A 15,840-nucleotide genomic window follows, 5' to 3' on the forward strand; every position below is an offset into this window, starting at 1 on the left:
GTTGACGAGACCGCCGCCGACCGGCTGAGCTGGGCCCCACATGATGACCGAACCCAACGGCCCGGCGCTCGACGCGCTCAACGGCCTATCCGTCGGTGACGCCCTCGGCGCCCAGTTCTTCGTCCCGGAAACCGCCCGGGCCCACTTCACCACCCGCACCGACCCGCCCGGCCCCTGGCCGTGGACCGACGACACCGAGATGGCCTGCTCGGTGTACGCCGCCCAGCGCGAGCGCGGCACCGTCGACACCTTCGACCTCACCCACGCCTTCGCCCTCCGCCACGACTTCGACCGCGGCTACGGCCCGGCCGCCAACCGGATGCTCCGGCTGATCCGCGAGGGCGGCGACGCCGGGGCGCTGGCCGCCGAACCCTTCGACGGCCAGGGCTCGTACGGCAACGGCGCGGCGATGCGGGTCGCTCCGCTGGGAGCGGCGTGCGCGGACGACCTGGACGAGGCCGTCCGGCTGGCGGCCCGCACGGCGGTGATCACCCACACCCATCCGCAGGCCGTGGACGGCGCGATCGCCGTCGCGGTGGCGGCGGCGCTCGCGGTGCGGGCGCGGACCGAGACCGTGACGCCGGAGGGCCTTCTCGGCAGGGTCGCCCACCACACCCCGCTGGGCGCCGTCCGCGACGGCCTGTACGAGGCGATCGCCCTGCTCGCCGAACCGGACCCGCTGGTCGCCGCCGAGGTGCTCGGCAACGGCAGCCGGACCTCCGCCGTCGACACTGTTCCGTACGCCCTGTGGTGCGCCGCCCGGTGGCTGACCGACTACCGGGCGGCCGTCCGGGAGGCGATCGCCGCCGGTGGCGACATGGACACCGTGGCCGCGATCACCGGGGGAGTGGTGGCCGCGCACACCGGCAGCCGCGGCATCCCGGCGAGCTGGGCGGCCGCCCGCGAGCCGCTGCCCACCTGGACGTTCCCGGAGCCGGGCGGCGTCACCGGCGGCCGGGGCCGCGCGGACATGCTGGTTCCGCGCCCGCATCCCGTTCCCGACGTGGAGTGGAGCGACGAGCAGTGGCAGCGCATCCGGGCCGGGAGGCACACGGACGCGCTGGACCACCGCTGGGCGGTGCACACCCGCGAGGGTTCGGTCAGGATCTGCCGCCCCCAGGACGGCCACCCCGTCTGGGAGGTGGCGGTCACCAGGATCCGGGGTGGCTGGCGTCCGGTCTCGGCGGCCGTCGAAACGGGCCACCACCGGTGGTCCGTGCTGCCCACGGACCCCCACGGCCTGACCACACTGAGCTGGATCCTGAGGACCGCCGCAGCCGGTGGACCGGTGCGCCTCAGGCCGTGATCATCAGCTGCCCGGTGCCGCCGCCGCCCTGTCTAAGGCACTCCTGGTTGATCGCCGGATCCGGGGCGCTCGGCGAGGTGGCGGCGGCGATCCGCAGCTCGATGATGTCCCGGACGGCGGGCCACTCGGAGTCCAGGATCGAGTAGAAGGCGGTCGAGCGCACCACCCCGTCCAGCCCGCGCGAGTGCGCCCGGCGGACCCCTTCGGAGGTCGCGCCGAGCCGCTCGATCGCGGCCCGGGAGCGCAGGTTGCGGGCGTCGGCCCGCAGCGAGATCCGCTGCACGCCCCAGGTCTCGAAGGCGTACCGGAGCATCAGCAGCTTGGCCTCGGTGTTGATGCCGGTGCCCTGGGCACGCGGCGAGAGCCAGGTGTTCCCGATCTCGGCGGCGTCCGGGACGGCCGTCGCCGGATCGCCGAACGGCACGCCGGGCGCGGGCGGCCACACCAGCGGGCCCTGCCAGTAGTCGAGTTCCAGGAACCGGGTGGAGCCGACCACCCGGCCGTCGGCGGCACTCACCGTCGCGAACGGCAGCGACCGGCCCGCGGCCTGGTCGGCGAGGGCCCGCGCGACGTAGTCGCGAGCCGCTTCCAGGCCGTGCGGGACGGGGGTGAAGGCGTAGGTCGTACGGTCCTCGGCGCCGGCCTCGGCGATGGCCTCGGCATGGTGTGCGGCGAGGGGCTCCAGCCGCACGGTGCGGCCGGTGAGGGTGACAGGTGCTGGCACGGAACCTTCTGTCCTTCATCGGTCGTAGGGCGCAGTCCGCACCGGGGTGCGGCGCGGGCTGCGGTGGACTGGTTCGCCCCGGCCCGGTTTCCGCCTCCGGGTACCCGTGCGCGCCGGAGGATTCCGGTCGGGCGGGGCGGGGGGCGGCGGCCCGGAACGGGCGGCGCGTGGTGCCGGAACGGACACGGGTCCTCGGACCGGTCCGGCGGGAAGAGCGAGGGGACAGTGTGCGTCCGCGAAATGGCCGAGGAGGAAACGAGAGCGCGAAGGGAAGCAGGCGGCCAGGTGAAGGCAAGATGCGTCGTGGGTGGCTGTCCGAGCAGCGATCCGGGTCGTGGTCGACGGCGTTACGGACGACGTGACGACGACGCGACGATGCGAGGCAGCGAGAGGACGATACCCGCCAGAACGCGGTGCGTCACTTCGCGGCACGCGAATGGCGGCGCGGGCCGCCACCGCGCGCTGCGGATCGGGCTGTTGAACACCCGTGACCAGGGACTTTTCCTTCGGGTGCGATCATGGTCCGGAGCGGTCGGTGACGGCTGCCGGCCGCGTCGTCGGGCGGGTCGCGCGCCGAGCGGTCGGCCGGAACGGGAATTCCGGCGCGCCCCGGCACGCTGGAGAGGACGAGAAGCCGGTCGGATCGGGACGAGCAGGGAACGGGGTTGGGTACGCGGTGCGAGACTTCCAGGCGCTGTACGAGCTGGATGAGCGGGGCGTGGCCGCTGTGGCCGAGGCCAACGCGGAGCTGCGTGACACCGGCGCCGGCCTGGTGCTGCTCCACCACTTCGAGGGATTCATGGACGCCGGCGAGGCCGGCGGCCAGGTGGTGGCCCACCTGCTGGAGACGGGTTCGCCGCAGGTGGTGGCCCGTTTCGACCACGACCGGCTGGTCGACTACCGGGCCCGCCGCCCCGCGATGGTGTTCGACCACGACCACTGGACGGCCTACGACCCGCCGGAGATCCTGCTCCAGCTGGTCCGCGACGCCGCCGGGGCCCCGTTCCTGCTGCTCACCGGCCCCGAGCCGGACGTCGAGTGGGAGCGTTTCGCGCGCGCCGTCCGCGCGCTGGTCGAGCGCTTCGAGGTCCGGCTCAGCCTGGACTTCCACGGCATCCCGATGGGCGTGCCGCACACCCGCCCGGTCGGCCTGACGCCGCACGGCAACCGGCTCGACCTCGCGCCGGGCTACCCGCAGTGGTTCGAGCAGGCGCAGGTCCCGGGCAGCGCCCAGGCGCTGCTGGAGTACCGGCTGGCCGAGGCCGGGCACGACGTGCTGGGCTTCGCCGTGCACGTCCCGCACTACGTGGCGCGTTCCGCCTACCCGGCCGCCGCCGTGCTGATCCTGGAGGCGGTGCAGTCCGCGACCGGCCTCGTCCTGCCCGGCACCCGGCTGCGCGAGCGGGTCGGCGAGGTGTACGCCGACATCGAGGAGCAGCTGGCCCAGGGGGACGGCGAGTTGCGCGTGGCGATCCGCGGCATGGAGGGCCAGTACGACGCGGTGGCGGGCGCCGAGGGCCGGGAGAGCCTGCTGGCCGAGCCGGCGGACCTGCCCTCGGCGGACGAGCTGGGGCGCCGCTTCGAGGAGTTCCTGGCCGAGCACGAGCGCGGCGCGGAGTAGCGGGCCCCGGTCCTCCCCGAAGAGGCACGGCGCCGGCGGGAGTCATCGGCGCCGCCCGTACGTTGGACTCGGCGGTGCCCGGGGGACGGGCCGCCGCAGGGAGCTGCCCGTGACTCGCGCCCCGGGGGGATGCCATGCCGAGGACCACACGCCCGACCGTCGTCGTGACGGCCGGGCTCGCCGCCCTGCTGCTGGCCGGACTGGCCGGGTGCAGCGGCGGGAGCGGTTCGGACGGTTCCGAGGGCTCGGACCGGGGCTTCGCGGGCGCGCTGCCCGGGCGGGCCCCTGCCGCCGCCACCCCGACGCCGACCCCCACCCCGCCCAGCGGCCCGTACGTGGCCCTCGGCGACTCCTACACCGCCGGGCCGAAGATCGATCCGCAGGTCGGCGAACCGGGCGGCTGCGGCCGCTCCGGGGTCAACTACCCCTCGCTGGTGGCGAAGGCGCTCGCCCTGGCGCCCGGGCAGTTCCGGGACGTCAGCTGCAGCGGCGCCCGCACCGGGGACCTGAAAACCGCGCAGAAGACCGACGACGGCTCCAACCCGGCCCAGCTGGACGCGCTGACCCCGGACACCCGGCTGGTCACCCTGGGCATCGGCGGCAACGACGCGGGCTTCATGCAGGTCGTCACCGAGTGCGCCCGGGACACCCTGGTGGGCGCGGTCAAGGACCTGGTCGGCGAGCAGACCTCGGCAGCGCCCTGCCGGGAGCACTACGCCTCGGGCGGCTCCGACCAACTGCAGGCCCGGGTGGACGAGGCCGGCGGCAAGGTCGCCGACGTCCTCCGGGAGATCAGGCGCCGCTCCCCGCAGGCCCGGGTGTACGTGGTCGGCTACCCGGCGCTGCTCCCGGCCGACCCGGTGAGCTGCCGGCCGGTGCTGGGCACCACGGTCGCGGCGGCGGACCTCGGCTTCCTCGCCGAGAAGGAGCAGCAGCTCAACGGGATGCTCAAGCAGCGCGCCGAGGCCGCCGGGGCGGTGTTCGTGGACACCGCCGGGCCCTCGGCCGGGCACGACATGTGCGCGGGGGAGGGCTCGCGCTGGATCGAGCCGCCCTTCCCGGCCCACGGGCTCACCCCGGTCCACCCCAACGCCGGGGGCGAGGAGGCGGTGGCCGGCGTCGTGCTGAAGGCCGTCCGGGGCTGACCGGGAGGCTCCGGGACGGGGCCGTGCGAGTACGAGCGGGTCGCGCGGGCGGACACCGGCGCGCCTCCCACGGTTCACGCCCCGGTCCGCGCTCCTTCGCGCGCGGCAGCCCCCGCGTGTCGGGGGTGCGGCGTACCGTGAGCGTCATATGGACGACACCACGCACCGCCTCGCCGCCCCGATCCCGTACGACCACGCCGCCGAGGCCCGCTGGGTCCCCGAGCCGGACAAGCGCCCCGGCCGCACCGCCTTCCAGCGCGACCGCGCCCGGGTGCTGCACTCCGCCGCGCTGCGCCGACTGGCCGGCACCACCCAGGTGGTCGCCCCGATGCGCAGCGACTTCCCCCGCACCCGGCTGACCCACTCGCTCGAATGCGCCCAGGTCGGGCGGGAACTGGGCGCCGCCCTGGGCTGCGACCCGGATCTGGTGGAGACCGGCTGCCTGGCCCACGACATCGGCCACCCCCCCTTCGGCCACACCGGAGAGGAGGCCCTCGACCAGGCCGCCGAGGCCTGCGGCGGCTTCGAGGGCAACGCCCAGTCGCTGCGCATCCTCACCCGGCTCGAACCCAAGCGCTTCGCGCCCCAGGAGGACCAGCCCGCCGCCCGGCTCGCCCCCTGGCCCGGCCGCAGCGTCGGCCTCAACCTGACCAGGGCCGCCCTGGACGCCGCCACCAAGTACCCGTGGACCAAGGGCGCCCACCCCGACGACCCGGCCTCGCCCAAGTACGGCGTCTACGCCGACGACCTGCCGGTCTTCCGCTGGCTGCGGGCCGGCTCGCCGACCGGTCGCAAGTGCTTCGAGGCCACCGTCATGGACTGGTCCGACGACGTGGCCTACTCCACCCACGACGTCGAGGACGGCCTTCAGGCCGGCCACATCGACCCGGCCGCACTGCGCGCCCCCAGCGAGCGCGCCGAACTGTTCAAGGTCGCCGAGCGCTACGCCCCGGACGCCGAGCCGGAGGAGCTGGCCGCCGCGCTGGACCGGCTGCTCGCCCAGGACTGGTGGCCGCAGGCCTACGACGGCACGGCGCGCGCCCGGGCCGGGCTCAAGGACTTCACCAGCCAGCTGATCGGCCGCTTCTGCCTGGCCGCCGAGCAGGCCACCCGGGCCCGCTACGGCCCCGGCCGGCTCACCCGCTACGCCGCCGAGCTGGTGGTGCCGAGGGGGGTCCGGCTGGAGTGCGCGGTCCTCAAGGCGGTCGCGGTCCGCTTCGTGATGATGCGCGACGAGCAGGCCCAGCTGCGGGCCCGCCAGCGGATCGTGATCGCCGAGCTGGCGTACGTCCTGACCCAGCGCGCGCCGGAGGGGCTGGACCCGGTGTTCGCCGCGATGTACCACGAGGCCGAGGACGACCGCGCCGCCCTCCGGACGGTCATCGACCAGATCGCCACCCTCACGGACGCCTCGGCCCTCGCCCTGCACGCCAAACTGGTCGGCGCCGCCTGGGCATAGCCCCCCGGCCGGACCCGGCCCGGACCCCGGCTCGGAACCCCGGCCGCCCCAGTAGACTTCCGGGGTGGCCGGGCGGATCAGGGACGAAGACGTACAGGCGGTGCGCAGCGCACTGCCGATCGACGCGGTGGTCGGCGACTACGTACAGCTGACCAACGGTGGCGGCGGTGAGTACAAGGGCGTCTGCCCCTTCCACGACGAGAAGTCCGCCTCCTTCTACGTCAACCCCGCCAAGGGCGTCTTCCACTGCTTCGGCTGCCAGGAGAACGGCGACACCATCGCCTTCCTGATGAAGATCGAGCACTTCACCTTCGCCGAGGCCGTCGAGCGGATGGCCGCCCAAGCCGGCATCACCCTGCGCTACGAGGAGGGCGGCTACAGCCCCCGCCACCAGCAGGGCGAGCGCACCCGCCTGGTCGAGGCGCACAAGGTCGCGGCGGCCTGGTACCAGGAGCAGCTGGCCTCGCCGGAGGCGGAGATCGGCCGCCGCTTCCTGGCGGAGCGCGGCTTCGACGAGGAGGCCGCCAAGGCCTTCGGCGTCGGCTACGCCCCCGCGGGGTGGGAGCACCTGGTCCGCTTCCTGCGCGGCAAGGGCTTCACCGACAAGGAGATCCTCCAGGGCGGCCTGGCCTCGCAGGGCCAGCGCGGCGGTCTGATCGACCGCTTCCGGGGCCGGCTGGTCTGGCCGATCCGGGACATCGCGGGCGAGGTGGTCGGCTTCGGCGCGCGCCGGCTGCGCGAGGACGACAACGGTCCGAAGTACCTGAACACCCCCGAGACGCCGATCTACAAGAAGTCCCACGTGCTGTACGGGATCGACCTGGCGAAGAAGGAGATCGCCAAGTCGGGCCGCGCGGTGGTGGTCGAGGGCTACACCGACGTGATGGCCTGCCACCTGGCCGGGGTCACGTCGGCGGTGGCCACCTGCGGCACCGCCTTCGCCGAGGACCACATCAAGATCATCCGTCGGCTGCTGATGGACACCTCGCAGTACCGGGGCGAGACGGTCTTCACCTTCGACGGCGACGCGGCCGGCCAGAAGGCCGCCCTGCGCGCCTTCGAGGACGACCAGAAGTTCGCCGCCAAGACCTCCATCGCGGTCAGCCCGGGCGGTATGGACCCCTGCGAGCTGCGGTTGGCCCAGGGCGACGAGGCGGTCCGGCAGCTGATCGACAACCCGGTCCCGCTGTTCGAGTTCGCGCTGAACACGGCGGTGTCGAAGCACCGGGTGGAGACGCCCGAGGGGCAGGCCGCCGCAATGGAGGAGGCGGCCCTGATCGTCGCCAAGATCAAGGACCCGTCGATCCGGCACGGCTACGCGATCCGCCTGGCCGGCATGCTCGGCGTGAACCCCGGCGACGAGCAGTTCGTGGTCCGCCGGATCTCCCAGCTGGCCCGCTGGGAGCGGGAGAAGCAGCAGAACCCCCGCGGCAACGGCCAGCAGCGGCGCACCGAGCAGCCCGTCGCGGCGCCCCGCCCCGCCCGGCCCGCGTTCCGGCTCAACCCGCGCGACCCGGCCCAGTTCGTCGAGCGCGAGCTGCTCAAGCTGGCGCTCCAGCACCCGGACCTGGTCAGCCCGGCCTTCGACCACTACGGCGACGACGAGTTCCCGACCCCGCCGTACACCGCCGTCCGGCAGGCCATCGCCAAGGCCGGCGGCGCCGCCCACGGGGCGACCCTGCCCGACTTCACCGGCGCCGTGCGCGAGGCGGCCCCCGACGACCAGGTGCGCTCGCTGGTGACCGAGCTGACCGTCGAACCGGTGCGCTCGCTCCGCAAGGCGGACGCGGTCTACGCGGGCGAGTTCCTGGTCAAGCTGCGCCTGCTGGCCGTCGACCGCCGGATCACCGAGGTCCGCGGCTACCTCCAGCGGCTCGGCCACCGGGCCGACGCCGAGCAGCTGCACGCGGTGCAGACCGAGCTGTGGCAGCTCCAGCAGTACGGGCAGCAGCTCCGCAGCCGGGGCGCGGCGGCACTCTAGGACTTCCGTGGCGCCGGGGAGCCACCGGAAGTCCTGCGCAGAAAGTCGGCGCACGAGTCTCGGCCACGGAGCGTGGCGTACCCCACACTGGAGGGCGTCCCACCTTCGTACAGCGCGGGTCCGCCAGAGTCGCGCCCGCCCCGAGGGGATGCCCGTGGACCGAGGCCTTGCCGCAGCGACCACCGCCACCAGACGAACCGATCCCGCCGCGCCGCCGGCCCGGGAGCAGGAGACGGACCACGGCCGGGCCGGGGCCGCACCGCCGGACGGCGCGCGGATCCCCGCCCAGGGGCTGCCCGAGGGCCACCCCGACAGCCCGGAGGCGGAGGCCGGGCCCGCGGTCGGGCCTGAGGCCGACGACGGCGGCGACGGTCCGCCCGTACCCGCCGAGGGCGGCGGCCCGGCCGCCGACCTGCTGCGCCAGTACCTGCGCGAGATCGGGCGGATCCGGCTCCTCACCGCCGCGGAGGAGGTCGAGCTGGCCCGCCGGATCGAGGCCGGCCTGTTCGCCGAGGAGCGACTGGACGGCGATCCGCCGCCGCCCGACCCACTGGCCCGCGAGCTGGACACCCTGGTGGTCCTCGGCCGGATCGCCAAGCACCGCCTGATCGAGGCGAACCTGCGCCTGGTGGTCTCCGTCGCCAAGCGCTACGTCGGTCGCGGGCTGACCCTGCTGGACCTGATCCAGGAGGGCAACCTCGGCCTGATCCGGGCGGTGGAGAAGTTCGACTACGCCCGCGGCTACAAGTTCTCGACGTACGCGACCTGGTGGATCCGGCAGGCGATGAGCCGGGCGCTGGCCGACCAGGCCCGGACGATCCGGGTGCCGGTGCACGTGGTCGAACTGATCAACCGGGTGGTCCGGGTGCAGCGCGTCCTGCTGCAGGAACGCGGCCTGGAACCCACCCCGGCCGACATCGCCACCGCCCTGGAACTCACCGAGGCGCGGGTGCGCGAACTGCTCCGGCTGGCCCAGGAGCCGATCTCGCTGCACACCCCGGTCGGCGAGGAGGACGACGTCGCGCTCGGCGACCTGATCGAGGACGCCGACGCCGCCTCGCCCGCCGAGTCCGCGACCTTCCTGCTGCTGCGCCAGCACCTGGACGCGGTGCTGGCCACCCTGGGCGAGCGGGAGCGCCAGGTCGTCCAGCTCCGCTACGGGCTGGACGACGGCCGCCCGCGCACCCTGGAGGAGATCGGCGCGGTGTTCGGCGTGACCCGGGAGCGGATCCGCCAGATCGAGTCCAAGACGCTGGTCAAGCTCCGCGAGCACGCCTACTCCGCGCAGCTGCGCGGCTACCTCGACTAGCCGGGGCCTGCCCGACCTGCCCCGGCGGACCCTACGGGGCGGACGGACCGGGCGACGGCTGGTCGGTGGGCGGTACCGGTGCGGGCGGGGCCTGCGAGGGCGTGGCCGGGTCGCTGGGCGTCGCCGCCGCGCCCCCGGCGCCCGGGGGCGGGGAGGCGGGACCGATCGGGATCGGGGTGGAGGCCACCACCGAGGCCAGGTCGGTGACGGTCGAGGTGCAGTCGTGCCCGGCGGGCTGGAAACCGCAGACCCGGAAGCCGACCGACGGGTCGGCCGCGTTCAGCATCGCCGAGTAGTTGTCGTAGCCCCAGTGGATCATCGCGGTCTCGCTGTCCCCGGTGCTGTCGGTGATCACCGCGTAGTCCTTGGGCTCGCCCTCGGTGATCGCCGCCCAGGCGGCCTGGCAGGCTCTGCTGTACCGGAGGTAGACGACGACCTTGCCGATGACCTGGGTCTGCAGGGTCCGGGCGTCCTTTCCGCAGCCGGTGGTCTTGGGGTCCTTGTGGGCGCAGCCGACGGCCCGGCACGGCGGGTCGGAGGGGGCGGGCTTGGCCACGGCCGGAGCGGTCGGGGCGGGCGCGTCGGCCGCCGAGGCCTCGTCGTCGTGCCGACTGACCCGCAGGCCGACCAGCACCAGCAGCAGCGCCAGCACCACCGCGCCGGAGACCAGCGCCACCGGGCGCCGCCACCACACGACGGCGGGTCCGGCCGGGGCCGGCCCGGGGGCCTCCTCGGCCGTCGGCGCCGGCTCTGCGGGCACCGCCCCGTCCCCGTCGGCGGGCTCGGCGGCCGGTTCTCCGACGGTGGCCGCCTCTTCAGCGGTCTGCCCGGCGGCGGCCGCCCCGGCGGTGGTCGCCTCGCCGGTGGTCGCCTCGGCGGCGCGCTCCGTCGCCTGCCGCCACAGCCGCCGCAGCGCCGCCGCGTCGCAGTCCACCGCCCCGATCAGCGCCTCCAGCGCCTGCTCGGTGACCACCCGCTTGCCGTTCAGCCAGCGCTCCCAGGAGGCCCGGCTGTAGTGGGTGCGGCCGGCCAGCTCGGACAGCGAGAGCCCGGCGGCGTCCTTGATCGCCCGGAGCTCCTCCGCCAGCAGCCGCGCGGGCGCTGACAGCTCCTCGGGCAGGTCCTTCCAGGCGGAAGCCAATGCGACCCTCCATGACTCGCGAGACGGGACGACGGTGGACGGGGGCGGGAGGGTGCGCGCGCCCGGTCCGGCCGTTCGGTGTCTCCCCTTCTCCAACCTCAGCGGCCCGGTGTCCCAAACTCCTGGTCATGGCGTTGGGACGGACGGAAGTGTCTCACAACCCCCCGGACCGTCGAAGAGTCACCTGTTCGTCGTGCAGAGTTCTCCTCGCCGGTGCGTTTCCACCGCCCCGGCCGCTTCGTTCGGGCCCCGGCCGGTCGGCCGGTGCCGGCCCGACACGGGGTCCCGGACACCCCCACCGTTCGGGGCAGCCTCGCGGGGGGAGGCTGTCCCGGACGACCGGGACCATCCGGCGGGAGGGCGCTTCCCCTGCGCCCTCCCGCCGCGGCGTTTTCCGGGCCGTCCTCCCGCCCGTCCTTCCGTCCCGCCTCAGTGGTGGAAGCCCTCGCTGGCCGGCACCCCCAGCTCCTTGAGCGGGACGGGCTGGCGCCGCAGCTCCGGCAGCAGCCGGCGGAGGTCGCCGAGCAGCAGGTCGGCGAGGTCCCGGGAGAAGCCGTTGCGGCAGACCACCCGGAGCACCGACAGGTCCTCCCGGTCCGCCGGGAAGGTGTAGGCGGGCACCTGCCAGCCGCGCTCCCGCAGCCGCCGCGAGACGTCGAACACGTCGAAGTTCACGTCCTCGGTGGTGGTGAAGGCGAACACCGGGAGCTGGTCGCCGCGGGTCAGCAGCCGGAAGCAGTCCAGTTTCCCGATCTCCCCGGCCAGGTAGGTGGCGACCTCCCGGCAGGCGCCCTGGACCGCCTTGAAGCCCGCCCGGCCGAGCCGCAGGAAGACGTAGTACTGCGCCGCGACCTGCGCGCCGGGCCGGGAGAAGTTGAGCGCGAAGGTCGGCATCTCGCCGCCCAGGTAGTTGACCTTGAACACCAACTCCTCGGGCAGCGCCTCGTGGTCCCGCCACAGCGCCCAGCCGACGCCGGGGTAGACCAGCCCGTACTTGTGGCCGGAGGTGTTGATCGACTGCACCCGGGGGAGCCGGAAGTCCCAGACCAGGTCCGGGTCGAGGAAGGGCGCCACCATGCCGCCGGAGGCGCCGTCCACGTGCACCGGGACGTCCAGGCCGGTGCGCTCCTGGAGCTCGTCCAGGGCCGCGCAGATCTCCGCGATCGGCTCGTACGACCCGTCGAAGGTGGAGCCGAGGACGCCGACCACGCCGATGGTGTCCTCGTCGCACAGCGCGGCCGCCTGCTCGGCGCCCAGGTGGAAGCGCTCGCCCTCCATCGGCGCGGTGCGGGCGTCGACCTCCCAGAAGTTGCAGAACTTGTCCCAGCACACCTGCACGTTGACGCCCATCACCAGGTTGGGCCGGGCCCCGGCCGCGTAGCGCTCGGGGTTGCGGCGCATCCAGCGGCGCTTGAGCGCCATTCCGGCCAGCATGCAGGCCTCGCTGGAGCCGGTGGTGGAGCAGCCGACCGCGGTGTCCGGGTCCGGGGCGTGCCAGAGGTCGGCGAGGATGGCCACGCAGCGCCGCTCCAGTTCGGCGGTCTGGGGGTACTCGTCCTTGTCGATCATGTTCTTGTCCAGGCACTCGGTCATCAGCCGGGTGGCCTGCACCTCCATCGAGGTGGTGACGAAGGTCGCCAGGTTGAGCTTCGCGCTGCCGTCCAGCATCAGCTCGTCGTGGATCAGCTGGTACGCGGTGTCGGCGGCGACCGCGCCCTCGCCGAGCCGGTGCACCGGCGGGGCGAGCTCCATCGAGCCCAGCGGATCGGTGATGCCGACGAACGGGGTGACGTTCAGCCGGCGGTCGCTGCCGGTCCCCTTGTGCAGGGCCATGGGATCCTGCCGCCCTTCGCTTCGGTGGCCGTGTCCCGACCCACGCTGCCACCGGGCGCCGGGTGACGCATCTTCAGCGTCCCGCTCCGGCCGCCGCCGTGACTCGGGGCGGGCGGCCGGCCGGACCCCGGCATCGGCCCTAGGCGGAGGCCGCCTCCGGGTGGACCTGGTCGCGGGCGGCGCGGTACTGCTGGCGCACCGCCGCACCGATCGCCAGGTCCTGCTCGCCCTCGGGCTCCACCGTCTCGGCGTCCGGCAGCTCCCACTCCGGCGGCTCGGCGGTGCCGGCCAGCGCCCAGGCGGCCTGTCGGGCGGCGCCGCGGGCGGCGTGGGCGCCCGGCGGGGGCACCACGACAGGGACGCCGAACAGCATCGGGGCGGCGTGCCGCACGGCCGGCAGCCGGCCGGCCGTGCCGAGCAGGAACACCCGCCTGATCTCGACGCCCTGGGCGCGCAGCACGTCCAGCGCGTCGGCGATGTTGCACAGCATGCCCTCGACGGCGGCCCGGGCCAGGTGCTGCGGGGTCATCGCCTCGACCCGCAGGCCGGTCAGGGTGCCGGCGGCGTGCGGCAGCGCGGGCGTGCGCTCGCCGTCCAGGTACGGGAGCAGCACCAGGCCGTAGGCGCCGGGGGAGGAGTGCAGGGCGAGGTCGCTCAGCCCGTCCAGGTCCGAGCCGAGCAGGGCGGCGGTGGAGCGCAGCACCTGGGCGGCGTTGAGGGTGGCGACCATCGGCAGGTGGCGGCCGCTCGCGTCGGCGAAGGAGGAGACCAGGCCGGTGGCGTCCACCACGGCCTTCTCGTGCACCGCGAAGATCGTCCCGGCGCTGCCGAGCGAGACCACCGCGTCGCCCGGGCCGAGGCCGAGGCCCAGGGCGGCGGCCATGTTGTCGCCGGTGCCGGCCGAGATCAGCAGGCCCTCGGGGGTGTGCCCGGCGGGTTCGGCGGGGCCGAGTACGTCCGGCAGCCGGAGCTCGTGGCCGAGCGCCAGCTCGACCAGGTCCTGCCGGTACTCCCCGGTGATCGGGGACCAGTAGCCGGTACCGGAGGCGTCGCCGCGGTCGGTGGTGCGGCGCTTGGGGTGGCCGAGCAGCTGCCAGACCAGCCAGTCGTGCGGCAGCAGCACCTCGGCGACCCGGCGGGCGCTGGCCGGCTCGAACTCGGCCAGCCAGCGCAGCTTGGCGATGGTGTACGTCGGGCCGGGCACCGCGCCGATCGCGGCGGTCCAGGCGGCCGGTCCGCCGAGGGCGTCCAGCAGTTTGGCGGCGGCGCCGCTGGAGCGCGGGTCGTTCCACAGCATCGCGGGCCGGACCAGTACCCCGCCCGCGTCCAGGCCGATCATGCCGTGCTGCTGCGCGCTGACGCCGATCGCCCGGACGCTCTCCAGCAGGCCGCCGGCCGCGGCGTCGCCGAGCGAGTGCAGCCAGACCTGCGGGTCGGTCTCGCCGGGGCGCAGGTCCTGGTCCTCGGGCACGGGGTGCGGCGCCTTGCCGGAGCGAAGGACGGTGCCGGTGTCGGTGTCGCACGCGACGATCCTGGTGCGGCTGGTCGAGCTGTCTATCCCCGCGACGATGGCCATGTCGAGATCATGCCTCAGCCCGGCCCGGTACGCGTCCGGGCCGGGTGAGCCGTTGCCGGTTCGGGACCCCGGGTTGGGATCCGCTTTGCTTCGGGATCACCACCCCGTCACGGGCGGAAGGTACCCCAGCCGTCGTCCTCCGTCCGGGACCGGCTGAAGTACGGCACCCGGTCGGTGATCGCGCTCGGCAGTCGGTCCCCGACCCGGTCCGCGACGGCGCCGGCCGCCTTCCCGGCCACCGCGCCGGCCTGCTGCCGAGCCCGGTCGGCCGCCCCCTGCACCGCAGGGGTCTGGGCGATCTGCCGGGTGACCTTGGCGATCTGTTCGTAGCGCTGGCGCCCGGCCCGCGAGCCGAGGACGTAGCCGGCCGCGAAACCCACGGCCAACGACAGCTTCCACATGATCGGACCCACCCTCTCCTGGCGGCCTTCTGCCGCATTGCCCTACCCGTTGCTCGGGACGGCGAACCGTCCGCGACCCCAGCATCCCCGGGTGCGGTCGTGGGCGCGCGCGGGGCACGCCGGACCGGCGGTCCGGGGGCGGCCGGGGAAAGCGATTGGCGGACCACCCCCCCGAGTGCGCTAATGTATGTCCCGCAGCGAGCGCCGAGGAGCCCGGGAGACGGGAGCCGAGGCGGAAGCCGATCCCCCATAGCTCAATTGGCAGAGCAGCCGACTGTTAATCGGCAGGTTATTGGTTCGAGTCCAATTGGGGGAGCTCAGGAGTAGTGCTCTTCGGGGCCCACTTCCTGTGCGTGGTACGGAAGTCGAGTACCGCGATCCCGCATAGCTCAATTGGCAGAGCAGCCGGCTGTTAACCGGCAGGTTATTGGTTCGAGTCCAATTGCGGGAGCTGCGCCGGGCCCGCCCGGTGACTGCTCAGAGCGAGGGCCCCTCGGACGACCGGGGGGCCTTCGTGTTGCCCGGGCCCGTGTCGCGTCCGTCACCCCGGGGCCGTCATCCCAGGCCCGTTGCCCCGGGGCCCCGCGGGATCAGGTGGTCGCCCTCCGGTAGAGGTCGGCGATCCGCTGGTCGAACGCGACGCTGTACGAGGTGCCCGGGGTCTCCCCGCCCTCCTGGTAGCCGCCGATCACGCCGACCACCGCGCCGTCGCCGGTCACCCACGGGCTGCCGCTGGTGCCGTCGGTGTAGCCGCCGCAGTCGAAGCGCTCCTGGGTGGCGCTCTGCGCGCTGGTCCGGACCGAGCAGGTGATCGGCTCGTCGCTCTCGTTGGGGTAGCCGGTCACCGAGACCGCCAGTCCGACGCCCCGGCCGGTGCCGAGCGGGTTGCCGCCGACCGCGTCCTCGATCTGTCGGCCGTCGGACGGGCTGACCGTGACGAAGGCCACGTCGTAGTCGGGGTCGTCGTCCGAGGCCCAGCGCGGGTCGACGGTGATCGACTGCACCTGCCAACTCCCGTACGGGGAGTACCCGTTGCGGTAGCCGGGGGTGAACACCAGGCCGTCCAGCAGGCCGACCCGCTGGTTCTGCACGCAGTGCGCGGCGGTGACCAGGAGGTTGCGCCCGGGGCTGTGCACCACACTCGCGGTGCAGGCCCGGGAGCCCAGCGGACCGTGGACGGACAGGGTGCCGATCCGGTCGCGGGCCGGGCTCTGCTGGGCGACCTCGGCGTTCGGCGCCGCGTCCGCCCCGCCGCCGCACGCGGTGCCGGAGGCCAGCAGCAGGGCGGCCAGCGCGGTCGCTCCGGCCGCACGCGGGGGCGGCACCGGGCGGGGGGCCATCGGC

Annotated in this window: 12 protein-coding genes and 2 tRNA genes; 8 read left to right on the forward strand and 6 right to left on the reverse strand. The window is 74.5% G+C overall.

Translation table 11 applies throughout. The features are described 5' to 3' along the window. The first annotated feature begins 40 nt into the window (after window positions 1-40). Window positions 41-1,306 carry an ADP-ribosylglycohydrolase family protein gene (locus ACFV1W_RS08005; protein ID WP_380414161.1) on the forward strand — a complete coding sequence of 422 codons (1,266 nt, stop codon included), beginning with the start codon at window positions 41-43 and terminating at the stop codon, window positions 1,304-1,306. Here ACFV1W_RS08005 and ACFV1W_RS08010 read toward each other — a convergent pair. Then, complete coding sequence (locus tag ACFV1W_RS08010; RefSeq protein ID WP_380414163.1) at window positions 1,296-2,030, reverse strand: GNAT family N-acetyltransferase; 735 nt, start codon at window positions 2,028-2,030, stop codon at window positions 1,296-1,298. The genes ACFV1W_RS08005 and ACFV1W_RS08010 overlap by 11 nt on opposite strands. A 676-nt stretch (window positions 2,031-2,706) precedes the next feature. Here ACFV1W_RS08010 and ACFV1W_RS08015 point away from each other — a divergent pair. The 5 genes from ACFV1W_RS08015 to ACFV1W_RS08035 all read left to right on the forward strand — a co-directional run bounded on the left by ACFV1W_RS08015 (window position 2,707) and on the right by ACFV1W_RS08035 (window position 9,545). Next, a complete protein-coding gene (locus tag ACFV1W_RS08015; protein ID WP_380414165.1) occupies window positions 2,707-3,651 on the forward strand; it encodes a PAC2 family protein in 945 nt (314 codons plus the stop codon). A gap of 134 nt (window positions 3,652-3,785) precedes the next feature. Then, a complete protein-coding gene (locus tag ACFV1W_RS08020; RefSeq protein WP_380414167.1) occupies window positions 3,786-4,796 on the forward strand; it encodes an SGNH/GDSL hydrolase family protein in 1,011 nt (336 codons plus the stop codon). Window positions 4,797-4,944: 148 nt separating this feature from the next. Beyond that, entirely contained in the window at window positions 4,945-6,255 is a 1,311-nt protein-coding gene (locus ACFV1W_RS08025) for a deoxyguanosinetriphosphate triphosphohydrolase (RefSeq protein ID WP_380414169.1), read from the forward strand. 64 nt (window positions 6,256-6,319) lie between these two features. Then, window positions 6,320-8,236 (forward strand): DNA primase, encoded by a 1,917-nt coding sequence (gene dnaG, locus ACFV1W_RS08030; protein ID WP_380414171.1) that lies wholly within the window; start codon window positions 6,320-6,322, stop codon window positions 8,234-8,236. Window positions 8,237-8,384: 148 nt separating this feature from the next. Next, on the forward strand, window positions 8,385-9,545 hold the full coding sequence (locus tag ACFV1W_RS08035) for a sigma-70 family RNA polymerase sigma factor (protein ID WP_380414173.1): 1,161 nt from the start codon (window positions 8,385-8,387) through the stop codon (window positions 9,543-9,545). A gap of 31 nt (window positions 9,546-9,576) precedes the next feature. On the opposite strand, the gene ACFV1W_RS08040 is transcribed toward ACFV1W_RS08035, so the two are convergent. The 4 genes from ACFV1W_RS08040 to ACFV1W_RS08055 form a co-directional block, all read right to left on the reverse strand. Next, window positions 9,577-10,686, reverse strand: coding sequence for a DUF2690 domain-containing protein (locus ACFV1W_RS08040; protein WP_380414175.1), 1,110 nt, complete (start codon window positions 10,684-10,686; stop codon window positions 9,577-9,579). 429 nt (window positions 10,687-11,115) lie between these two features. Beyond that, a complete protein-coding gene (locus ACFV1W_RS08045) occupies window positions 11,116-12,519 on the reverse strand; it encodes a glutamate decarboxylase (RefSeq protein WP_380414177.1) in 1,404 nt (467 codons plus the stop codon). A 139-nt stretch (window positions 12,520-12,658) separates the two neighbouring features. Then, window positions 12,659-14,095, reverse strand: a complete 1,437-nt coding sequence (locus ACFV1W_RS08050; protein WP_380414179.1) for an FGGY family carbohydrate kinase — start codon at window positions 14,093-14,095, stop codon at window positions 12,659-12,661. 107 nt (window positions 14,096-14,202) lie between these two features. Then, on the reverse strand, window positions 14,203-14,496 hold the full coding sequence (locus ACFV1W_RS08055) for a hypothetical protein (protein ID WP_380414181.1): 294 nt from the start codon (window positions 14,494-14,496) through the stop codon (window positions 14,203-14,205). A 243-nt stretch (window positions 14,497-14,739) separates the two neighbouring features. Here ACFV1W_RS08055 and ACFV1W_RS08060 point away from each other — a divergent pair. Next, a tRNA-Asn gene (locus ACFV1W_RS08060) sits at window positions 14,740-14,812 on the forward strand. Between the two features lie 62 nt (window positions 14,813-14,874). Continuing rightward, window positions 14,875-14,947, forward strand: a tRNA-Asn gene (locus tag ACFV1W_RS08065). Between the two features lie 139 nt (window positions 14,948-15,086). Here ACFV1W_RS08065 and ACFV1W_RS08070 read toward each other — a convergent pair. Beyond that, a complete protein-coding gene (locus tag ACFV1W_RS08070) occupies window positions 15,087-15,836 on the reverse strand; it encodes a trypsin-like serine peptidase (protein WP_380414183.1) in 750 nt (249 codons plus the stop codon). Between the last annotated feature and the right edge of the window lie 4 nt (window positions 15,837-15,840).

Source organism: Kitasatospora sp. NPDC059648, from assembly GCF_042734825.1.
In the GTDB taxonomy this organism is placed as follows: Bacteria; Actinomycetota; Actinomycetes; order Streptomycetales; family Streptomycetaceae; genus Kitasatospora.

Excerpts from the sequence above, each read along its gene's own strand:
- ACFV1W_RS08020 (WP_380414167.1), top strand. The coding sequence starts at position 3,786 with ATGCCGAGGACCACACGCCCGACCGTCGTCGTGACGGCCGGGCTCGCC.
- ACFV1W_RS08050 (WP_380414179.1), bottom strand. The coding sequence starts at position 14,095 with ATGGCCATCGTCGCGGGGATAGACAGCTCGACCAGCCGCACCAGGATC.
- ACFV1W_RS08005 (WP_380414161.1), top strand. The coding sequence starts at position 41 with ATGATGACCGAACCCAACGGCCCGGCGCTCGACGCGCTCAACGGCCTA.
- ACFV1W_RS08055 (WP_380414181.1), bottom strand. The coding sequence starts at position 14,496 with ATGTGGAAGCTGTCGTTGGCCGTGGGTTTCGCGGCCGGCTACGTCCTC.
- ACFV1W_RS08070 (WP_380414183.1), bottom strand. The coding sequence starts at position 15,836 with ATGGCCCCCCGCCCGGTGCCGCCCCCGCGTGCGGCCGGAGCGACCGCG.
- ACFV1W_RS08035 (WP_380414173.1), top strand. The coding sequence starts at position 8,385 with ATGCCCGTGGACCGAGGCCTTGCCGCAGCGACCACCGCCACCAGACGA.
- ACFV1W_RS08045 (WP_380414177.1), bottom strand. The coding sequence starts at position 12,519 with ATGGCCCTGCACAAGGGGACCGGCAGCGACCGCCGGCTGAACGTCACC.
- ACFV1W_RS08025 (WP_380414169.1), top strand. The coding sequence starts at position 4,945 with ATGGACGACACCACGCACCGCCTCGCCGCCCCGATCCCGTACGACCAC.